General features: G+C 58.4%; 19 protein-coding genes. 4 read left to right on the top strand and 15 right to left on the bottom strand.

Going from position 1 to position 19796, the window contains the following annotated elements; all coding sequences use genetic code 11:
• Positions 1-92: 92 nt before the first annotated feature.
• Entirely contained in the window at positions 93-602 is a 510-nt protein-coding gene (locus tag ACA048_RS05270; RefSeq protein ID WP_497628223.1) for a BRO-N domain-containing protein, read from the top strand.
• A 78-nt stretch (positions 603-680) separates the two neighbouring features.
• On the opposite strand, the gene ACA048_RS05265 is transcribed toward ACA048_RS05270, so the two are convergent.
• Entirely contained in the window at positions 681-866 is a 186-nt protein-coding gene (locus tag ACA048_RS05265) for a hypothetical protein (protein WP_497628222.1), read from the bottom strand.
• 391 nt (positions 867-1257) lie between these two features.
• Between ACA048_RS05265 and ACA048_RS05260 the strand changes: the two genes are divergently transcribed.
• The gene (locus tag ACA048_RS05260) at positions 1258-2883 is read left to right on the top strand and encodes a glucan biosynthesis protein D (RefSeq protein WP_497628221.1); all 1626 of its coding nucleotides are present in this window, start codon (positions 1258-1260) and stop codon (positions 2881-2883) included.
• Between the two features lie 190 nt (positions 2884-3073).
• Here ACA048_RS05260 and ACA048_RS05255 read toward each other — a convergent pair whose 3' ends face one another.
• The 3 genes from ACA048_RS05255 to ACA048_RS05245 form a co-directional block, all read right to left on the bottom strand.
• A complete protein-coding gene (locus ACA048_RS05255; protein ID WP_497628220.1) occupies positions 3074-4180 on the bottom strand; it encodes an NADH:flavin oxidoreductase/NADH oxidase in 1107 nt (368 codons plus the stop codon).
• A 252-nt stretch (positions 4181-4432) separates the two neighbouring features.
• Positions 4433-6142 carry a single-stranded-DNA-specific exonuclease RecJ gene (recJ, locus tag ACA048_RS05250; RefSeq protein ID WP_497628219.1) on the bottom strand — a complete coding sequence of 570 codons (1710 nt, stop codon included), beginning with the start codon at positions 6140-6142 and terminating at the stop codon, positions 4433-4435.
• A 66-nt stretch (positions 6143-6208) separates the two neighbouring features.
• On the bottom strand, positions 6209-6751 hold the full coding sequence (locus tag ACA048_RS05245) for a YaeQ family protein (protein WP_461996538.1): 543 nt from the start codon (positions 6749-6751) through the stop codon (positions 6209-6211).
• 147 nt (positions 6752-6898) lie between these two features.
• On the opposite strand from ACA048_RS05245, the gene ACA048_RS05240 reads away from it, so the two are divergent.
• Positions 6899-8098, top strand: coding sequence for a CaiB/BaiF CoA transferase family protein (locus ACA048_RS05240; protein WP_497628218.1), 1200 nt, complete (start codon positions 6899-6901; stop codon positions 8096-8098).
• 248 nt (positions 8099-8346) lie between these two features.
• Here ACA048_RS05240 and ACA048_RS05235 read toward each other — a convergent pair whose 3' ends face one another.
• The 11 genes from ACA048_RS05235 to ffh all read right to left on the bottom strand — a co-directional run bounded on the left by ACA048_RS05235 (position 8347) and on the right by ffh (position 18780).
• Positions 8347-8634 (bottom strand): DUF3509 domain-containing protein, encoded by a 288-nt coding sequence (locus tag ACA048_RS05235; protein ID WP_497628217.1) that lies wholly within the window; start codon positions 8632-8634, stop codon positions 8347-8349.
• A gap of 162 nt (positions 8635-8796) precedes the next feature.
• The gene (locus tag ACA048_RS05230; RefSeq protein WP_497628216.1) at positions 8797-10149 is read right to left on the bottom strand and encodes a transporter substrate-binding domain-containing protein; all 1353 of its coding nucleotides are present in this window, start codon (positions 10147-10149) and stop codon (positions 8797-8799) included.
• Positions 10150-10269: 120 nt separating this feature from the next.
• Positions 10270-11679, bottom strand: a complete 1410-nt coding sequence (gene thrC / locus ACA048_RS05225; RefSeq protein ID WP_497628215.1) for a threonine synthase — start codon at positions 11677-11679, stop codon at positions 10270-10272.
• A gap of 67 nt (positions 11680-11746) precedes the next feature.
• A complete protein-coding gene (locus ACA048_RS05220; RefSeq protein ID WP_452625077.1) occupies positions 11747-13051 on the bottom strand; it encodes a homoserine dehydrogenase in 1305 nt (434 codons plus the stop codon).
• Between the two features lie 133 nt (positions 13052-13184).
• Complete coding sequence (dsbC, locus tag ACA048_RS05215; protein WP_497628214.1) at positions 13185-13916, bottom strand: bifunctional protein-disulfide isomerase/oxidoreductase DsbC; 732 nt, start codon at positions 13914-13916, stop codon at positions 13185-13187.
• A 252-nt stretch (positions 13917-14168) separates the two neighbouring features.
• Complete coding sequence (xerD, locus tag ACA048_RS05210) at positions 14169-15065, bottom strand: site-specific tyrosine recombinase XerD (RefSeq protein ID WP_497628213.1); 897 nt, start codon at positions 15063-15065, stop codon at positions 14169-14171.
• Positions 15066-15208: 143 nt separating this feature from the next.
• On the bottom strand, positions 15209-15559 hold the full coding sequence (gene rplS / locus ACA048_RS05205) for a 50S ribosomal protein L19 (RefSeq protein ID WP_003175895.1): 351 nt from the start codon (positions 15557-15559) through the stop codon (positions 15209-15211).
• Positions 15560-15604: 45 nt separating this feature from the next.
• On the bottom strand, positions 15605-16357 hold the full coding sequence (gene trmD, locus ACA048_RS05200) for a tRNA (guanosine(37)-N1)-methyltransferase TrmD (protein ID WP_123365748.1): 753 nt from the start codon (positions 16355-16357) through the stop codon (positions 15605-15607).
• Positions 16358-16359: 2 nt separating this feature from the next.
• Entirely contained in the window at positions 16360-16896 is a 537-nt protein-coding gene (gene rimM / locus ACA048_RS05195; protein WP_007944873.1) for a ribosome maturation factor RimM, read from the bottom strand.
• 5 nt (positions 16897-16901) lie between these two features.
• Positions 16902-17153, bottom strand: a complete 252-nt coding sequence (gene rpsP / locus ACA048_RS05190) for a 30S ribosomal protein S16 (protein WP_045059142.1) — start codon at positions 17151-17153, stop codon at positions 16902-16904.
• Positions 17154-17403: 250 nt separating this feature from the next.
• Positions 17404-18780, bottom strand: a complete 1377-nt coding sequence (gene ffh / locus ACA048_RS05185) for a signal recognition particle protein (protein WP_034149000.1) — start codon at positions 18778-18780, stop codon at positions 17404-17406.
• 195 nt (positions 18781-18975) lie between these two features.
• Between ffh and ACA048_RS05180 the strand changes: the two genes are divergently transcribed.
• On the top strand, positions 18976-19788 hold the full coding sequence (locus tag ACA048_RS05180; protein ID WP_497628212.1) for a cytochrome C assembly family protein: 813 nt from the start codon (positions 18976-18978) through the stop codon (positions 19786-19788).
• Positions 19789-19796: the final 8 nt, after the last annotated feature.

Below are 19796 nucleotides of genomic sequence, written 5' to 3'. Positions count from 1 at the left end.
TCAGCGACCCGGGGTCGAAGCCGGTACATCATCAACACGGCGCAACCGCGCTCCTCCGAGTGGCGGCTCCCTTTTCAACTTGGAGTCGAAAAATGCTTGAATACACGCTAAATCTGTCCGAAATCCATCCTCATTTCACCCCAACCGTCTTCACCCGCCACAACCGCTTCCTCCACGCCTTCATGCAGGACAACCAAGCCTGGTTCTGCGTCCAGGATCTCGGTCGCTTGATGGGCCGCCCTCTGGATCAACGCCTCACCCTCAAGCTCGACCCCGATCAACGCCGATACGTCTGGTTGCTGAAAGACGGCAAAACCATCGAATCGCTGATGGTCAGCGAATCAGGAATGTACGCCCTTCTGGTTCACCATTTCATTCCGGAAAACCGAAATCTGCGTCAATGGCTAAGCAACGAAGTCATACCTGTGCTGCGCGAATCGAAAGCGGCTGTGGATAACGTGCCAAGCCTGAGTTCATTGCAGTGGGCTGGCATCTCGGTGCCGCTGTTGCATTGGCAGCATCAAGCCTGGATCAAATGGCGGGACATGCCCGACCTGATGCAAGCACAACGACCATTCACGATCATGGGCACTTGCAGTTGAAGGCAGGGTAAAAGATGAAAAAGGGGCAGACTTCACAGTCCGCCCCTTGGCGTTCCAACAAAACTTAATCTCAAACCATCAAAACCGCGAAACAGTCCGCATCGCATCCACCAGATACCGCATCGCAATCCGGTCGCTCTCCGACAGCTCTCGATACCTTTCCAGCAACTTCATTTCGTCCGGACTGAGCCGGCGCCTTCGACGGCCGCTTGCCAGGCAAGGGAAGAGGCCTAACATTTCGGTGATGCCTTGTACTTTCGTCATGGACGATGTCCTTCTATAAGCTCGAGAAAATTTCAAAAACCGCATAGCCCTTTCCTTTTTATGGGTTGCCGGCCTGAAGGGCAGAAACCGGTCATGACCACAGAATAGAAACTATCCGCGCGCTGAAAAGCGGTTTTTAGAGTAATTAGTCAAAAAAAGCAGAAATGCCCTATAAATCAGAAAGTACTGTCGGAATTGTTAACCGACATTTCTTGTTTCATTGCCGCTCTGCCAAAATGCTATCCATCAATTTTTGTCTGCAACCGAACGGTTTAAGCTATTTGGCATCTGTTTAAAGTCCGTTGCGTTTGGTCGAAGGCATGTCCGAACCGTTATTTTTGATCCAGTAGTGCCAGGAACGGCGCGGGATTGCTCACGACAGGTTGTACTTATGCACCGCAGGAATTTGCTCAAAGCGTCCATGGCCATCGCGGCCTACACCGGTTTGTCGGCTACCGGACTGCTGGCCGCCCGTGCCTGGGCGGGCAACGATACGGCGGATGGCGTGGCCCAGGCGTTCGATTTCGAAGCGCTGAAAATTCAGGCCAAGCAACTCGCCAACAACCGCTATCAGGACACCAAGCAGGTGCTGCCGCCGACGCTGGCGACTATGACGCCGCAGAACTTCAACGCGATCCGCTACGACGCGAATCACTCGCTGTGGAAGGATCTGAACGGTCAGCTGGACGTGCAGTTTTTCCACGTCGGCATGGGGTTCAAGCAGCCGGTGCGCATGTACAGCGTCGATCCCAAGACGCGTCAGGCGCGAGAGGTGCATTTCCGCCCTTCCCTGTTCAACTATGAAAAAACCACGGTCGACACCAAACAGCTCACAGGCGATTTGGGGTTTTCCGGGTTCAAGCTGTTCAAGGCCCCGGAGCTGGACCGGCACGATGTGTTGTCTTTCCTCGGCGCAAGTTACTTCCGTGCGGTGGATAACACCGGGCAGTACGGGCTGTCGGCGCGCGGGCTGGCGATTGATACGTACGGCAAGAAGCGCGAGGAGTTTCCGGACTTCACCAAGTTCTGGTTCGAGACGCCGGACAAGGACAGCACCCGCTTTGTGGTTTATGCCCTGCTGGATTCGCCGAGTGCCACCGGCGCTTACCGTTTCGACATCGATTGCCAGGCCAACCAGGTCGTCATGGGGGTCGATGCCCATATCAACGCGCGTACCGCCATCGAGCAACTGGGCATCGCGCCGATGACCAGTATGTTCAGCTGCGGCACCCATGAGCGGCGCATGTGCGACACCATTCACCCGCAAATCCACGACTCGGATCGTCTGGCGATGTGGCGCGGTAACGGCGAGTGGATCTGCCGTCCGCTGAACAACCCGGCGACCCTGCAATTCAATGCCTTCGCCGACACCGATCCGAAAGGTTTCGGCCTGGTACAGACCGACCATGAGTTCGCCAGCTATCAAGACACGGTCGACTGGTACAGCAAGCGCCCGAGCCTGTGGGTAGAACCTACAACCGCGTGGGGCGAAGGCTCTATCGACCTGCTGGAGATTCCTACAACCGGCGAGACGCTGGATAACATCGTCGCGTTCTGGACTCCGAAAAAACCGGTCGCGGCTGGTGACTCCCTGAATTACGGCTACAAGCTCTACTGGAGCGCGCTGCCACCGGTCGGCACGCCGCTGGCGCGAGTCAACGCAACCCGTTCGGGCATGGGCGGCTTCACCGAGGGCTGGGCGCCGGGCGAGCATTACCCGGAGGTGTGGGCGCGGCGCTTTGCCGTGGACTTCACCGGTGGTGGTCTGGATCGCTTGCCGGAAGGCGCCGGGATTGAACCGGTGGTGACGTGTTCGAATGGACAGGTAAAGGATTTCAACGTCCTGGTACTGGATGACATCAAGGGTTACCGCATTACCTTCGACTGGTTCCCGACCAATGACAGCGTGGAACCGGTGGAGCTGCGGTTGTTCATTCGTACCAATGACCGGACGTTGAGTGAGACCTGGTTGTACCAGTACTTCCCGCCGGCGCCGGATAAGCGTAAGTACCCCTGAGAGTTAGTCGGGGCCTGAAATGGCCCCTTCGCGAGCAAGCCCGCTCCCACACTGGTTCTGCGTCGTGCACAAATCAAGTGTGGGAGCGGGCTTGCTCGCGAAGGCGGCCGGACAGATAACAAAAATCCCGGCTCAGAAACACAAAAGCCCCAATCACAACGATCGGGGCTTTTTGTTTTCACAGCCTCACTCAGTCACGCAAATCCGACTCATGTATCGGTTGTTCCCGATGGGTCGCCCGCTGGTACTGCGCCGGCCAGATAGCCTTGCGCCCACCCAGATCATCATCGGCATGCAGCGGCCAATACGGATCGCGCAACAGTTCTCGCGCCAGGAAGATGATGTCTGCCTGGCACGTGCGCAAGATGTGTTCGGCCTGGGCCGGCTCGGTAATCATACCGACCGTGCCAGTGGCAATGCCCGACTCCTTGCGCACACGCTCAGCGAAGCGGGTTTGATAACCGGGGCCTGTCGGAATTTCGGCATTGGCCGCCGTACCGCCCGACGAAACGTCGATCAAGTCCACGCCCAACGCTTGGAGACGTCGCGCCAGCTCCACGGTTTCATCCGGATTCCAGCCGTCTTCCACCCAATCGGTGGCCGACACCCGCACGAACAGCGGCAGCTCTTCAGGCCACACCGCACGCACCGCGTCGGTAACTTGCAGCACCAGCCGAATACGGTTCTCGAACGATCCACCATATTGATCGCGTCTCTGATTGCTCAGGGGCGACAGAAATTGATGCAGCAGGTAACCGTGGGCGGCGTGTATTTCGACCACTTTGAAACCGGCTGTCAGTGCCCGCTTGGCCGAGTCAACAAAGGCCTGAACAACGTCAGCAATCTCGCTTTCATCGAGTTGCCGTGGGTGGGAGTGCTGCGGGTCAAAGGCAATCGTCGACGGGCCCACCGGCACCCAGCCGCCGTCTTCGGGTTTAACGCTGCCATGTTTGCCGAGCCACGGCCGATGGGTGCTGGCTTTACGCCCGGCGTGCGCCAACTGGATGCCGGCCACAGCGCCCTGAGCGGCGATAAAGCGCGTAATGCGTTGCAGGGGTTCAATCTGTTCGTCGTTCCACAGGCCAAGGTCCTGGGCGGTGATGCGCCCGTCGGCGGTGACCGCCGTGGCTTCGGTAAACACGAGGCCGGCGCCGCCGACCGCGCGACTGCCGAGGTGAACAAGATGCCAGTCATTGGCCAGCCCATCGACACTGGAGTACTGGCACATTGGGGATACCGCGATACGGTTGAGAAGGGTCAATTGACGCAGGGTATAGGGTTCAAGCAGCAGACTCATGGGTCACCTCTCGTATCAGTGGGCAGGCTCCAGGGTTCTGTTTGAAAAGTCGACGAGTGACAGGAAAAAGGCGCAGCTCCCGCCCCCGCGGGCAAAAAATTCGACAAGACGTCACAAGGATAATCAAGCAGTGATTAGAGCCTAGTCGACATCGGGGAGATGAGGGAGGGTTCAGGGGATATTTGGCGTCAGGGAGATCGCTATCGCGGGCAAGCCATGCTCCTGTAGGAGCAAGGCTTGCCCGCGATGGGGTCAACGCGGTTCGATGTGGGCAATCATCAGCTGCACGGTTTCGTTACCGCGAAACTCGTTGAGGTCGAGTTTGTAGGCCAATTCCACCCACTTGATCGTCGGGTTCGGCCAGATTTCGCGGTCGATGCCGAAGGCGATACCGTCCAGTTTTACCGAACCGCATTCGCTTTTCAGTACTACTTTCAGGTGGCGTTCACCGACGACGCGCTGTTCAACCAACTGGAACACGCCATGGAACAACGGCTCCGGGAAGTGCTGCCCCCAAGGACCGGCATGACGCAGGGCACGGGCCAGTTCGAGGTGGAACTCTTCGACCGCCAGCGTACCGTCCGACAGCAGGCGCCCGGTCAGGTCTTCTTCGCGCAATTGCCGACGCACTTCAGCGTCGAAGGCCTCGGCGAACAGCGGAAAATTCGCTTCCGGCAGTGTCAGGCCAGCCGCCATGGCGTGGCCGCCGTATTTGCTGATCAGGTTGGGATGCTGCGCCGCCACCACGCTCAACGCGTCGCGAATGTGAAACCCCTGAACCGAACGCCCCGAGCCCTTGAGCAAACCATCGCCGGCGTCGGCGAAGGCGATGGTCGGCCGGAAATAGCGCTCTTTCATACGCGAAGCGAGGATGCCGATGACCCCCTGGTGCCACTCGGGATCAAACAGGCACAAACCGAATGGCATCGACTCGACCGGCAAATCCTTCAGTTGCGCCAGCGCTTCACGCTGCATGCCCTGCTCGATGGATTTGCGGTCCTGGTTCATACCGTCGAGTTGCACAGCCATTTCCCGCCCCAGACCCGCGTCGTCGGTGAGCAGGCACTCGATGCCCAGGCTCATGTCGTCCAGGCGTCCTGCCGCGTTCAGGCGCGGGCCGACAATGAAGCCCAAATCCGTGGAAGTGATGCGAGCATGGTCACGTTTGGCCACTTCAAGGATTGCCTTGATCCCCGGCCGGGCACGTCCGGCGCGAATCCGCTCCAGGCCCTGGTGCACCAGAATCCGGTTGTTGGCATCCAGCGGCACCACGTCAGCGACGCTGCCCAGCGCTACCAGGTCCAGCAACTCGCCAATGTTCGGTTGCGGCGTGCTCTCGTACCAACCGAGGCTGCGCAGGCGGGCGCGCAGGGCCATCAGCACATAGAAAATCACCCCGACGCCGGCCAGGGCCTTGCTCGGGAAGTCGCACCCTGGCTGGTTCGGATTGACGATTGCATCGGCCAGCGGCAGTTCATCGCCAGGCAAGTGGTGGTCAGTGACCAGCACGTTGAGGCCGGCCTTTTTCGCTGCCGCCACGCCTTCGACGCTGGAGATGCCGTTGTCCACGGTGATCAATAGTTGAGGGTCACGGGTCAACGCCACGTCGACGATTTCCGGCGTCAAGCCGTAGCCATACTCAAACCGGTTCGGCACCAGATAATCGACGTGAGCAGCACCCAGCAGGCGCAATCCCAACACGCCCACGGTACTGGCCGTCGCACCATCGGCGTCAAAGTCGCCGACAATCAGAATCCTCTGCCGCTGCTCCAACGCCGTCACCAGCAGATCCACGGCGGCATCAATGCCCTTGAGTTGCTGGTACGGAATCAGCCGCGCCAGGCTCTTGTCCAGTTCAGCCTCGGTCAGCACGCCCCGCGCCGCGTAAAGGCGGGTCAGCAGCGGCGGCAGATCACCGAGAAATGGCAGAGTGTCGGGCAACAGGCGAGGTTCGATGCGCATGGGGTGACAGGTGCTTCTCTTGAATACGTAGGATAAAACCGGGTGAAACGGGCCCGCAGCGAATAATCAGCCGCGTTCGCCGCTCAACCATTGCAACTGGACTTCGTGCTGACCACGGTCGTCGGTGACGAAAATCGTCCCTTCGCTGATCATCACGTCCCACTTGATCACCCGTGGCATGTCTTTGGCCAGGGTTTCCAGGACGTCCTGCGGCACGGCGGCAATGTGCACGTTTTTCAGGTTTTTGATGGCAGGGATCACTTTGGTTTCCCAGACGCGCAAGCTGCCGTAAGCCAGCAGGCTGGTGCGTTCGGTGCGACGCGAGCACCAGGTCAGGCGATCGGCGTCTGGCTGACCGACTTCAATCCAGTGCAGGACACGGTCGTCCAGGCTCTTTTCCCATAAGGCGGGTTCATCCACGTCTGACAGACCACGACCGAATGACAGCTGCTCGTTGTACCAGAAGGCGTAGGCCAGCAACCGTACGGTCATGCGTTCTTCGGTTTCCGAAGGGTGACGGGCGATGGTCTGCTTCACGGTCTCGTAAACGCTGCGGTCGAGGTCGGTGAGGTTCAGTTCAAACTTGTAGGTCGTGGACGGCTGGGCCATGAACGGGCTTCTTGATACGAGGAAAGGCGGCAAGTCTAACCGATGCTGTAGGCAATCATCGAACTGAAGGCGATTCTGCTTGGTCGTCTGACGTTCGGCTATGTTAAAACGCTGTATTCGCTCAGCCTTTGTCCTACAGGATCCCGCATGCCGCTCTCCGGAAAACCGCTCTCAGGTCTGAAAGTCATTGAATTGGGTACGCTGATCGCCGGGCCGTTTGCCTCGCGCATTTGCGGTGAGTTTGGCGCCGACGTGATCAAGATCGAATCCCCCGACGGCGGCGATCCGTTGCGCAAATGGCGAAAAATGTACGAAGGCACCTCGCTGTGGTGGTTCGTACAGGCGCGCAATAAAAAGTCGCTGACCCTGAACCTGAAACACCCGGACGGCCTGGCGATTCTGAAAAAACTGCTCAGTGAAGCGGACATCCTGATTGAGAATTTTCGGCCTGGCGTCCTGGAAAAGCTCGGCCTGGGCTGGGACGTCCTGCACGCGCTGAACCCGAAGCTGGTGATGGTGCGTCTCTCCGGTTTCGGTCAGACCGGGCCGATGAAAGATCAGCCAGGGTTTGGCGCCGTCGGTGAATCCATGGGCGGCCTGCGCTACATCACCGGGTTCGAGGACCGGCCACCGGTGCGCACCGGGATTTCCATCGGCGACTCGATTGCGGCGCTCTGGGGTGTCATAGGCGCGCTGATGGCCCTGCGTCATCGCGAAGTGAACGGCGGCCTCGGCCAAGTGGTCGATGTGGCGCTGTACGAAGCGATCTTCGCGATGATGGAAAGCATGGTGCCGGAGTTCGATGTGTTTGGTTTCATTCGCGAACGTACCGGCAACATCATGCCGGGTATTACACCCTCCTCGATCCACACCAGCGCCGATGGCAAACATGTGCAGATCGGCGCCAATGGCGATGCGATTTTCAAACGGTTCATGCTGATCATCGGCCGCGAAGACTTGGCCAATGACCCGGTGCTGGCCAGCAACGACGGGCGTGACAGCCGCCGCGACGAGATTTATGGCGTGATCGACCGCTGGGTCAACTCACTGCCGCTGGACACGGTCATCGAACAATTGAATCAGGCCGACGTGCCGGCCAGCCGGATCTTCAGCGCCGAAGACATGTTCAGCGATCCACAGTACCTGGCCCGGGAAATGTTCCTGCAGGCCAAGCTTCCAGATGGCAAGGATTTCAAGATGCCGGGCATTGTGCCGAAACTCTCAGAGACACCCGGCACTTCAGAATGGGTCGGGCCGCAACTGGGTGAGCACAACGCACAGGTGCTCCAGGAACTTGGCTATGACGCGCTGCAAATCGAACAACTGCGCAAAGACGGGGCTATCTAAGCCCAAGTGCTGACTCTGCAAGGGATCGCGGAGGATGAATGGCCCTTCTATCGATTCGTGGCACAGGCCGAGCATTAGCCAATCGCAGGCAAAAAGAAACCCCGAGAAGTGGGAAGACGACTCGGGGTCAAACGTAGCCTACATAAAGACCCGTAGCAGCAAGCTACAAGCACCGGAGCACAATGCTTGATCTTGCCGTTATGGGGTCTGACTGACCTTGGCGCAGGAAGGTTCCCACAAAAATCACTTCAATTTCGGCTGGCCAGGATTTTGTCCTGGGCCGCATTGCGCAACGCCGCGATGACACAGGGCTCCAGCCGTCCTTCGGCAATGAGCACGTCGCGGTGCAATCCATCGACGACGTCGGTCAGCAGACGTTTATCGGTCAGCTGATCCTGATTGAAGGCCCGTTCGACGACAATCGCGCCCGTCGTATTCTTCAGTGTCACCAGGCATTCACCCAGGGCGCCCGACGGGGTCAGTGTGACCTGATAGGGGCTCAGCGCCTCACCGAGCAATAGACTGATACTTTCCATCTCGATCACCACTCAATAGTCCGAAAACAAAGTGCTTGGGGCCTGCTCACAATTAATGACCACTGGTCCGAGAAGAAAGTTCTGGATTTCAGGTGCAGGCGCGTCGGCGCCTCTGGTTGATAGAGCATGCACCGCGAAGATGACAAGGAGAAAACAACGGCTTCATTCTCCTCTTCGCCGGCTTCTGTCGGTCCAGCCTCCCAACAAACCTCGCAATTGGCCGTCGGCGCTGTAGAACGGCACCGTCCATTGGTAAACGTTCCTGACGCCATTGTGGAACATCAATTGACGTTCAATGAATTGGGGCTTGCGCGTGGCAAGTTGGGCGATAAATTCGGCATGCAACTGTTCGGCGGTCGCTTTGGGCAGAAGGTCGAGTTCGATCAACTGTCGCCCCTGAACCTGATCGAAACGGGTCGACAAGCCTTCTTCATAACTCTTGTTGCACATGACCATCCGCCCTTCCAGATCACGCACAAACATCGGATCGGGCATCGCGTCCATCAACGCGTGCTGGAAGGCCAGTTGATCGCTGAGACTTTTCTCGGCCTTCAGACGTTGCTGGATCAACACCGCCAGACGTCGATTCCAGAGCAAGGACAACAGACCGAACACGCTGACGATGCAAGCGCCCCAGCAACCCCACTGGGTAAACCGTTGCCAGGCAGTCGGCGCACGCACCGGGCCGATTCCGTTGAGCCACTTCAAGCGAATGGCGCGTAACTCGGCAGGCGGAAATGCCTCAAGCGCCTTGTTGAGGATGCTCAGCAACTGCGGCTGACCTTTGCGTATCGTCAGGTAGTCCGCTTCCCATTTGCCCTCAATCGTACGCCCCACCTTAAGCTGCCCCAATGGAAAGAGCTGCGCGCCGGTTTCGTTTTCGATGGTCGCGTAAGCTTCGCCGCTCTCGACTAGCGCACGGGCCTCGGCATACGTTTTGACAGAACGTAGCTCGATGGACGGATAGTCACGAAGAATCATCGACTCCAGCGCGTGCCTGGCCGGCAGCACCAGCACCCTTTTCATCAGTTGCTCCAGAGACTGGACCTCAGGCACTCCCGCCTGCCCGACAAACACCCACCCCGCCCCACCGAATGCATGACTGAAATCCAGGAACGTCTTGCGCTCGTCGTTCATCGCCAGCGTCGTACTCATGTCCGCCGCGCCGCTCTCCAGTCTTTCAAGCAACTGGGCGTTGGAGAACGACTCTTCGTGGACAAACTGCAACCCCGTCATCGCACTGATGCGGTTGAGGACATCATTGTTCAAACCGCTCCATTGGCCGTGCTCATCCTTGAACAGATACAGCGGGTATTGCGTCGATGCGACGACAACCTGGGGGTGTTCGGCCATCCATTTTTTTTCTTGGGCATCCAGCTCGATCATCGCGCCAGTGACAGAGCCCTTTGCCTCGGGAATCGCCAATTGTGCTGACAGCGCCGTTTGAACCAAGCCGATGGCGCTTACCAAAAACACCCAGCACACGGCTGGTTTGAACCCTCTACAAAACCGCATTGCCACTTCCTTCGTGATCAACTCACCCTTTCCTCATGGGTGAAAACGCGACAAGTGTGGCACGCAGAAATGAGAAAGCCCGTCAGGAGACGGGCTTCAAAATGTGACAGCTTTTACCGGTTACAAGGGCTTGCCGCGGTTGCCATGCTGACTGACAAAGGCCTGCACGGCTTTCAGGTCGTTTGGCAACACGGTGCAACGCTCATCTCTCTCAAACAAATCAGAAAGATGTGCAGGGATCTCAAGCGCTTTTCCTACGCCAGCCTTCTCCACCGCGTCCGGGAATTTGACCGGATGCGCTGTGCCGAGAATCACCATTGGAATATCCAGACTGCGACGGCACTCGCGCGCCGCTTTCACGCCGATGGCGGTGTGCGGGTCCAGCAGCTCGCCGGTTTGCTCGTACACTTCGGCGATGGTTTCGCAGGTTTGCTCGTCGTCCACGGCCAGCGAATCAAACAGTTTGCGGGCTTCGGTCCAGCGCTCCTCTTCGACGCTGAAACCGCCACCTTGCTTGAAGCTGTCCATCAGCCCGGCAATCGCGGCACCGTTGCGACCGTGCAGGTCGAACAGCAGGCGCTCGAAGTTCGACGACACCATGATGTCCATCGACGGCGACAGCGTGGCGTGCAGGGTTTCCTTGACGTACTGGTTGCCGCTCATGAAGCGGTGCAGGATGTCGTTGCGGTTGGTGGCGACGATCAACTGGTTGATCGGCAGGCCCATGTTGCGCGCCAGGTAACCGGCGAAGATATCGCCGAAGTTGCCGGTTGGCACCGAGAACGATACCGAACGTGCCGGGCCACCAAGCTGCAGGGCTGCGTGAAAGTAGTAGACGATCTGGGCCATGATCCGCGCCCAATTGATCGAGTTCACCGCGACCAGTCGCGTACCTTTGAGGAAGCTCTGGTCAGCGAAGCTCGCCTTGACCATTTCCTGGCAGTCATCGAAGTTGCCTTCGATGGCGATGTTGTGGATGTTCTCGCCGAAAAGGGTGGTCATCTGCCGACGCTGCACTTCGGACACGCGGTTGTGCGGGTGCAGGATGAAGATGTCGACGTTTTCGCAATGCTTGCAGCCTTCGATGGCGGCCGAACCGGTATCACCGGAAGTAGCGCCGACAATCACCACACGCTCGCCGCGCTTTTCCAGCACGTAGTCGAGCAGGCGACCGAGCAGTTGCAGGGCGAAGTCTTTAAACGCCAGGGTCGGGCCGTGGAACAGCTCCAGCACCCATTCGTTGCCGTTCAACTGACGCAGTGGCGCGACGGCGTTGTGCGAGAACACACCGTACGTTTCTTCGAGAATCTTTTTGAAATCGGCATCGGGAATGCTGCCGGTCACGAACGGGCGCATCACCCGGAAGGCCAGTTCGTGATACGCCAGGCCAGCCCAGGAAGCTATTTCTTCCTGGGTGAAACGTGGCAGGTTTTCCGGGACGTACAAACCGCCGTCGGTGGCGAGACCGGCCAGCAGGACATCTTCGAAATTCAGGGCCGGTGCCTGGCCGCGGGTACTGATATAACGCATGACTGGCTCCAATGGACAGTGTTCGAAAACCCGGGCGCTATAACAACGCCCGGTGAACAAAAACGACTTAGTTCAGGTGCTCGACGCGGATCCGTACAACCGGACCGACAACACCGGTCAACGCTTCAAGGGCGGCTATCGCGTCGTTCATGTGCTGTTCCAGCACACGATGAGTCAGCAGGATCATCGGCACCAGACCGTCATGTTCTTCCACTTCTTTCTGCATGATCGATTCGATGTTGATGCCACGCTCCGACAGGATGCTCGCCACCTGGGCCAACACGCCCGGATGGTCCTTGGCCTGAATGCGCAGGTAGTAGGCGCTTTCGCAGGATTCGATCGGCAGGATCGGGTGCGCCGACAGCGAATCCGGCTGGAAGGCCAGGTGCGGTACGCGGTTTTCCGGGTCGGAGGTCATGGCGCGAACCACGTCCACCAGGTCGGCGATCACCGACGAAGCGGTTGGCTCCATGCCAGCACCCGCGCCGTAGAACAGGGTCGAACCGGCAGCGTCGCCATTGACCATGACCGCGTTCATCACGCCGTTGACGTTGGCGATCAGGCGATCGGCAGGGATCAGCGTCGGGTGTACGCGCAGTTCGATACCGGCCGCGGTGCTGCGTGCCACGCCGAGGTGCTTGATGCGGTAGCCCAGCGCTTCGGCGTAGTTCACGTCAGCGGTGGTCAGCTTGGTGATGCCTTCGGTATAGGCCTTGTCGAATTGCAGCGGGATACCGAACGCAATGGAGGCCAGGATCGTCAGCTTGTGGGCTGCGTCGATGCCTTCAACGTCGAAGGTCGGATCGGCTTCGGCGTAACCCAGGGCTTGCGCCTCGGCCAGCACGTCTTCGAAGGTTCGGCCCTTTTCACGCATTTCGGTGAGGATGAAGTTGCCGGTGCCGTTGATGATCCCGGCGACCCAGTTGATGCGGTTGGCAGACAGGCCTTCGCGGATCGCCTTGATCACCGGAATGCCGCCGGCCACAGCCGCTTCGAACGCCACAATCACGCCTTTCTCGCGAGCCTTGGCGAAAATTTCATTACCGTGAACGGCAATCAGTGCCTTGTTCGCGGTGACCACATGCTTGCCATTCTCGATGGCCTTGAGTACCAGCTCGCGGGCAACGGTGTAGCCGCCCATCAGCTCTATAACGATGTCGATCTCAGGGTTCGTGGCCACTTCGAAGACATCGTTGGTAATCGCAATACCGGTCGTCTGGAACTGAGGCTTTGGCGTGCGCATGGCAATTTGTGCCACTTCGATTCCACGCCCGGCACGACGAGCAATTTCCTCGGCGTTGCGCTGAAGTACGTTGAAGGTACCGCCACCGACGGTTCCTAACCCACAGATGCCTACTTTGACCGGTTTCACTGTGAACTCCCCATAAAACGGCCGACTCAAGGTCGGCCGTGAAAACAACCGCGTGCTCGCGGTTCCCTATTAATGGCACGGCGATGATGCTGCCGGACCATGATCGTCAACGGCTGACCGTGACGATACGAATTTACTTCGCGCTCAGTGCCAGTTTGGCGACTTGTGGCGCAGGCTGGTAGCCCGGAATGACCTGACCGTCGGCCAAAACGATGGCCGGTGTGCCGGTCACGCCAATCGATTGACCGAGGGCGAACTGCTTGGATACCGGGTTATCGCACTTGGCGGCCTTGATTTCCTTGCCATCGACCATTTTGTCCATGGCCGCTTTCTTGTCTTTCGAGCACCAGACCGCTTGCAGCTGTTCGTCACCCGGCGAGCCCAGGCCCTGGCGCGGGAACGCAACATAACGAACTTCGATGCCGCGCTTGTTCAGCTCAGGCACTTCGGCGTGCAGTTTGTGGCAGTACGGGCAGGTGGTGTCGGTGAACACGGTAATGTGCGACTTGGTTTCGCCGATGGCCGGATACACCACGGTTTCCGCGACAGGAATGTCATTGACCAGTTTGGAAACGCCAAGACGCTCGGTCTTCTCGGTCAGGTTGACCGGTTTACCATCCTTGAGCTGGAACAGGTAGCCCTGAACCACGTACTGGCCGTCGGCGCTGGCATACAACACGCGGCTGCCCTTGAGTTTGACTTCATACATCCCTGGCAGCGGGCTGGCCGTGATGGTTTCGACGGGCACGTCGAGCTGGAGGTTTTCCAGGCTTTTACGAATGGCTTTGTCGGCCGCGTCATCGGCGACGGCAAAGGTGCTGACCAACGCAATGGCAGCGGCGGCGAAAATCTGGGTCAGACGCATGAGAACTCCTGAAGGCGGACAAATGAAACGATCAGAACGCCCGTACCGAAACACCGGGTCATAACCGCCCATCGTGCAAACCGGCAAAGCCTACCACATATGGTCCTTGTGGCCGAATGCGCCTGTCGCCAGAGATTTTGAGAGCACCGAAGAACAAGGAGTGAGCCTGCTCGCGATAGCGGTAGTCCTGACAACACAGCGGTGACTAACAGACCGCCATCGCGAGCAGGCTCACTCCTACAGGGATTTTGTTCAGCCTCTGGGGTGATGCTTGGCATGCAGGTCCTGCAAGCGTGCACGGGCGACATGAGTGTAGATCTGGGTCGTCGACAAATCACTGTGGCCAAGCAGCATTTGCACCACACGCAAGTCGGCGCCGTGGTTGAGCAGGTGCGTCGCGAAAGCGTGGCGCAAGGTGTGCGGCGACAGCGACTTGCCGATCCCGGCGACTTTGGCCTGGTGCTTGATGCGATGCCAGAAGGTCTGGCGGGTCATCTGCTCGCCCCGCAGGCTGGGGAACAGTACATCGCTGGGACGCCCGCCGAGCAACTCGCCACGGGCGTCGCGCATGTAGCGCTCGACCCAGACAATCGCCTCCTCACCCATCGGCACCAGCCGCTCCTTGCTGCCCTTGCCCATAACCCTAAGCACACCCTGGCGCAAATTGACCTGTTCGAGCGTCAGGCTGATCAGCTCTGTCACCCGCAAACCACAGGCATAAAGCACTTCGAGCATGGCGCGGTCACGCTGGCCGATGGCCTCACTCAAATCCGGCGCCTTGAGCAAGGCTTCGACGTCGGCTTCCGACAGGGATTTTGGCAACGGCCTACCCAGCTGCGGCATGTCTACGCGCAAGGTCGGATCTACGGCGATCAACTTTTCCCGCAGCAAGTAGCGATAGAACCCACGCACACCAGAGAGGAATCGCGCCGTGGAACGGGGTTTGTAGTTCTGCTCCAGACGCCAGGCCAAGTGATCGAGGATCAACTCCCGTCCGGCGTTGACCAGTTCCAACCCCCTCTCCTGCAGCCAACCGTTGAACAAGGCCAGGTCGCTGCGATAGGCATCGCGAGTGTTGTCGGAAAGGCCTTTTTCCAGCCAGAGGGCGTCGAGGAATTGGTCTATCAGTGGATGATCAATGGCAGGCATACAGGCTCAGGCAGGCAGGGAACGACTAAAAAGTGGTGGACAGTCTTTCATAGCACGCGCACTCGCGGAACCATTGCCGGCATAAATCGCAGGCAACAAAAAAGCAGCCCGCAGGCTGCTTTTTTCTGCATCGGAAGCTGGACTTAAGCCAGTTTTTCCTTGATGCGAGCTGCTTTACCGGACAGGTCACGCAGGTAGTACAGCTTGGCTTTACGTACGTCACCGCGACGTTTAACGGCCATGCTGTCGATTTGCGGGCTGTAGGTCTGGAAAGTACGCTCTACGCCAACACCGTTGGAGATTTTACGAACGGTGAAAGCACTGTTTACGCCGCGGTTACGCTTGGCGATAACAACACCTTCGAACGCTTGCAGACGCGAACGGTCGCCTTCCTTCACTTTCACCTGAACGACAATGGTGTCGCCCGGGGCAAAGGTAGGGATCTCTTTGGTCATCTGCTCTGCTTCGAGTGCAAGGATGATTTTGTTAGTCATGCTGTGCTCCTAAGGTAAATCGTCGGATCTACCATCGATACGTTGTTAACTATCGTCCCGCTCGTGGATGTATTCCTCGAGCAGCTTCTTCTCTTCTCCAGAAAGCGAGCGGCTTTCCAGAAGATCGGCGCGTCGTTCAAAGGTCCTACCAAGGGACTGCTGTAAACGCCAACGCCGGATATGCGCGTGATTGCCACTTAGCAACACGTCGGGAACACGCTGATCCGCATACACCTCCGGTCGGGTGTAGTGCGGGCAATCCAGCAGACCATCCGTAAAGGAATCTTCCTCGGCGGAGTCCGCATGCCCTAAAGCTCCAGGCAGCAGTCGTGTAACCGCATCGATCAGGACCATCGCCGGCAGCTCGCCGCCAGACAGTACATAGTCGCCAATCGACCACTCTTCATCGACATGAGCTTCAATAAATCGCTCGTCAATGCCTTCATAGCGGCCGGCAATCAGGATCAATGCATCCAGATTCGCCAACTCGCGTACCGCCGACTGAGTCAGTTGACGGCCTTGGGGGGACAGGTAAATTACCTTCGCCGCCTCCCCGGCTGCTGCCTTGGCCTGAACCAGTGCATCTTCCAGGGGCTTGATCTTCATCACCATGCCCGGACCACCGCCAAATGGGCGATCATCCACAGTGTGATGTCGATCCGTCGTGTAGTCTCGCGGGTTCCAACAGGTGAGCTGCAAGAGCCCCTGTTTCACCGCCCGACTGGTGATGCCGTACTCGCTGATGGCGGAGAACATCTCGGGAAACAAACTGATCACTTCTACGCGCAAGTTAGCCACGCTTAGAAGTCCGCGTCCCAATCCACCTTCATCTCGCCTGCCGCCAGATCGACAGCCAACACGCATTGCTCCGTATAGGGCAACAGGCGTTCGCGATCATCCAGGCTGCCAGCGCAAGGCTTGACCACCATTACATCATTGGCGCCGGTTTCCAGAAGATGATCGATTTTCCCGAGCAGTTGCCCGAGTTGATCAATAACCTTCAGACCTTCCAGCTGGTACCAGTAGTACTCGCCGTCGGTCAATTCAGGGAACAGGTTGCGCGGCACGCAGATCTCATAACCGGCCAGAAGACGAGCTTCTTCACGGTCATCAAGACCCTTGAGCTTTGCGACCAGGAACTTGTCGTTCCCGCGTCCGCTGACCAGCTCGACCTGTTTCACATTGCCTTCGCGCTTGAGCGTCCAGGTTTTGTACTGCAACAGGTTTTCTGTCGGATCAGTAAAGGAATACACCTTCACTTCGCCGCGAACGCCATGAACCGAATAAATTTTGCCGATAACGATCAAATCATCAGCAACAGCTGGCGTCGCGTTCATATTGCTCAGGCCGCAGCCTTAGCCGAGTCCTTCAACAACTGAGCAACACGCTCAGAAGGTTGTGCACCAACGCTCAGCCAGTAGGCTACGCGCTCTTGGTTCACGGACAGACGGACTTCTTGACCACGAGCAACAGGGTTGAAGAAACCAACCTGTTCCTTGTGCGAACCGTCGCGCGGGTTGCGGCTGTCGGTTACGGTCAAGTGGTAAAACGGGCGCTTTTTGGAGCCGCCAAGGGCAAGACGGATTGTTAGCATGTGAACATCGTTCCTGTAGTCGGTGCTGCAAATCTAAAGGCACAGCGGGCATAGGTGCCCGAAAGGCCGCATATTCTAAGGAATATCCGGACTTTTGCAAATGTCTTTTTCCGGCGGCCTATCGGACGCCATCCAGATTTGCTATAGAGCCGTCGTTGAAAACGGCCAGTCAGCTCCCGCCAAGTGCGGGTTTGCTGGAGTTCCCACTTCCTTGTGGGGTTGCGCAAGAGCAAGCCCTTGCGCGAATTCTTTACATCTTGGGCATGCCGCCGCCGGGCAACATACCGCCCATGCCGCGCATCATTTTGGCCATTCCGCCTTTGGCGGAGAATTTCTTCATCATCTTCTGCATCTGCTTGTGCTGCTTGATCAAGCGACCGATGTCCTGCACCTGAGTGCCGGAACCCATGGCGATCCGGCGTTTGCGCGAACCGCTGATCATCTCAGGGTCGCGGCGCTCGGCCGGGGTCATGGAGTTGATGATGGCTTCCATCTGCTTGAATTGCTTTTCTGCCGCACCCTGGGCATTGCCCATCTGCGCCAGGTTCACACCGCCCATGTTCGGCAGTTTGTCCATGAGGCCGCCGAGGCCGCCCATGTTCTTCATTTGTTGCAACTGATCGCGGAAGTCTTCGAGGTCGAAGCCCTTGCCCTTCTTCAGTTTCTTGGCCAGTTTGTCGGCCTTGTCTTTGTCGAGGGTCGCTTCGGCTTGTTCGATCAGGCTGAGCACGTCGCCCATGCCGAGGATGCGCGAAGCAATACGCTCCGGGTGGAACGGATCGAGCGCTTCGCTCTTCTCGCCCATACCGATGAACTTGATCGGCTTGCCGGTGATGGCGCGAACCGACAGGGCGGCACCGCCACGGGCATCGCCGTCGACCTTGGTCAGGATCACGCCGGTCAGCGGCAGCGCATCACCAAACGCCTTGGCGGTGTTGGCGGCGTCCTGGCCGGTCATGGCGTCAACTACGAACAGGGTTTCGACCGGGTTGATCGCGGCATGCAGCGCCTTGATCTCACCCATCATCTCTTCGTCGATGTGCAAACGACCGGCGGTATCGACGATGACCACGTCGATGAATTTCAGTTTTGCTTCTTTAATAGCCGCTTGCGCGATGTCGACCGGCTTCTGGCTCAGGTCGGACGGGAAGAAAGTAACACCGACTTCACCCGCGAGCATTTCCAGCTGTTTGATTGCCGCCGGACGGTAAACGTCCGCGGACACGACCATGACCGACTTCTTCTTGCGCTCTTTAAGAAAGCGCGCAAGTTTGCCGGCGGTGGTGGTCTTACCCGCCCCCTGCAAACCGGCCATCAGGATCACGGCAGGTGGAACGGCGCTCAGGTTAAGGTCTTCGTTGGCCGCGCCCATCAGGCTTTCGAGTTCGGCCTGGACGATCTTCACAAAGGCCTGGCCCGGCGTCAGGCTGCGCGACACCTCGGTGCCGACAGCGCGTTCCTTGACCGAATTGACGAAGTCTTTGACCACTGGCAAGGCGACGTCGGCTTCGAGCAACGCCATGCGCACTTCACGCAGGGTGTCTTTGATGTTGTCTTCGGTCAGCTTGGCTTTGCCGGTGACATGGCGCAGCGTCTGCGAGAGACGGTCGGTTAAGTTTTCAAACATTGCGCGATCCTTTCAGGCCCTGTGTAGACCGGGATAATGGCGGCCCAGACCGGAATAAACATGTGCTCGGCGAGCCTGCGGCGTGGGCAGGTCGCGGATTATAGCGAAGACTGCGTCTGGCGGACACCTCACACTTTCGTGCGGCGGGGGTTCTATGCCAAACTCAGCGCCTTTCGGGCTTGCCTAACAGGATTTATGCTCCCCTTGTCACCCAGTTTGCTTACCACCCTCGCCGCCGCCTGCTTATATGCCGCTGCGACTCTTTATCAGGGCTCTCGTCTGGCCACCGGCGCCAAGGCGAACAAGCGCCTGCTTGTCACGCTCGGCGTGCTGGCCGTCCTGGCTCACAGCGCCAGCCTGTTTACCCACCTGCTGACACCGATCGGTCTGGGCCTGGACTTTTTCAGCGCCGCCAGTCTGATTGCTGCTGCGGTTATCGGGCTGACCCTGCTGGCCTGCTCGCGGATCCCGGTGGAAAACCTGCTGATATTACTGTTCCCGCTGGGGGCCGCGACCGTGCTGCTGGCGCAGTTCGCCCCGGCCGGCACTGTACAGATCATCGACGAAGAGCCGGGTATCCTCGCCCATATACTCTTGTCGATCCTCGCTTACGGCATGTTCACCATTGCGGTGTTCCAGTCCTTGTTACTGTTGGTTCAAGACCACCAACTCAAGCACAAGCATCCGTCAGGGCTGATCAAGAACTTCCCGCCGCTGCAAACCATGGAAAGCCTGTTGTTCGGTTTCCTTTGGGCCGGCTGGACCCTGCTATCGTTGTCGTTGATCTCCGGCTGGCTGTTTGTCGACAACCTGTTCGCCCAGCACCTGGTGCATAAAACCCTGCTGGCGTGCCTGGCCTGGATTGTCTTCAGCGTGCTGCTGTGGGGCCGTAACCGCCTCGGCTGGCGTGGACACAAGGCGATTCGCTGGACCCTCGCCGGTTTCTGCCTGCTGATGCTGGCGTATTTCGGCAGCAAGCTGGTTCGTGAATACATCCTCCATATCTGACGAGCGGC

It is taken from the genome of Pseudomonas sp. LBUM1659 (assembly GCF_059716045.1).
Note: the sequence above shows the minus strand (reverse complement) of the source record. Positions and strands in the feature narration are given on the sequence as shown.

Bases quoted from the DNA above. Each gene is read 5' to 3' on its own strand.
- xerD (WP_497628213.1), bottom strand. From the start codon at position 15,065: ATGCCTGCCATTGATCATCCACTGATAGACCAATTCCTCGACGCCCTC.
- rplS (WP_003175895.1), bottom strand. From the start codon at position 15,559: ATGACTAACAAAATCATCCTTGCACTCGAAGCAGAGCAGATGACCAAA.
- ACA048_RS05180 (WP_497628212.1), top strand. From the start codon at position 18,976: ATGCTCCCCTTGTCACCCAGTTTGCTTACCACCCTCGCCGCCGCCTGC.
- ACA048_RS05240 (WP_497628218.1), top strand. From the start codon at position 6,899: ATGCCGCTCTCCGGAAAACCGCTCTCAGGTCTGAAAGTCATTGAATTG.
- thrC (WP_497628215.1), bottom strand. From the start codon at position 11,679: ATGCGTTATATCAGTACCCGCGGCCAGGCACCGGCCCTGAATTTCGAA.
- dsbC (WP_497628214.1), bottom strand. From the start codon at position 13,916: ATGCGTCTGACCCAGATTTTCGCCGCCGCTGCCATTGCGTTGGTCAGC.
- ACA048_RS05245 (WP_461996538.1), bottom strand. From the start codon at position 6,751: ATGGCCCAGCCGTCCACGACCTACAAGTTTGAACTGAACCTCACCGAC.
- rimM (WP_007944873.1), bottom strand. From the start codon at position 16,896: ATGAACGCGACGCCAGCTGTTGCTGATGATTTGATCGTTATCGGCAAA.
- ACA048_RS05265 (WP_497628222.1), bottom strand. From the start codon at position 866: ATGACGAAAGTACAAGGCATCACCGAAATGTTAGGCCTCTTCCCTTGC.
- ACA048_RS05260 (WP_497628221.1), top strand. From the start codon at position 1,258: ATGCACCGCAGGAATTTGCTCAAAGCGTCCATGGCCATCGCGGCCTAC.
- ACA048_RS05235 (WP_497628217.1), bottom strand. From the start codon at position 8,634: ATGGAAAGTATCAGTCTATTGCTCGGTGAGGCGCTGAGCCCCTATCAG.
- recJ (WP_497628219.1), bottom strand. From the start codon at position 6,142: ATGCGCATCGAACCTCGCCTGTTGCCCGACACTCTGCCATTTCTCGGT.
- ffh (WP_034149000.1), bottom strand. From the start codon at position 18,780: ATGTTTGAAAACTTAACCGACCGTCTCTCGCAGACGCTGCGCCATGTC.
- rpsP (WP_045059142.1), bottom strand. From the start codon at position 17,153: ATGCTAACAATCCGTCTTGCCCTTGGCGGCTCCAAAAAGCGCCCGTTT.
- ACA048_RS05255 (WP_497628220.1), bottom strand. From the start codon at position 4,180: ATGAGTCTGCTGCTTGAACCCTATACCCTGCGTCAATTGACCCTTCTC.
- ACA048_RS05230 (WP_497628216.1), bottom strand. From the start codon at position 10,149: ATGCGGTTTTGTAGAGGGTTCAAACCAGCCGTGTGCTGGGTGTTTTTG.
- ACA048_RS05270 (WP_497628223.1), top strand. From the start codon at position 93: ATGCTTGAATACACGCTAAATCTGTCCGAAATCCATCCTCATTTCACC.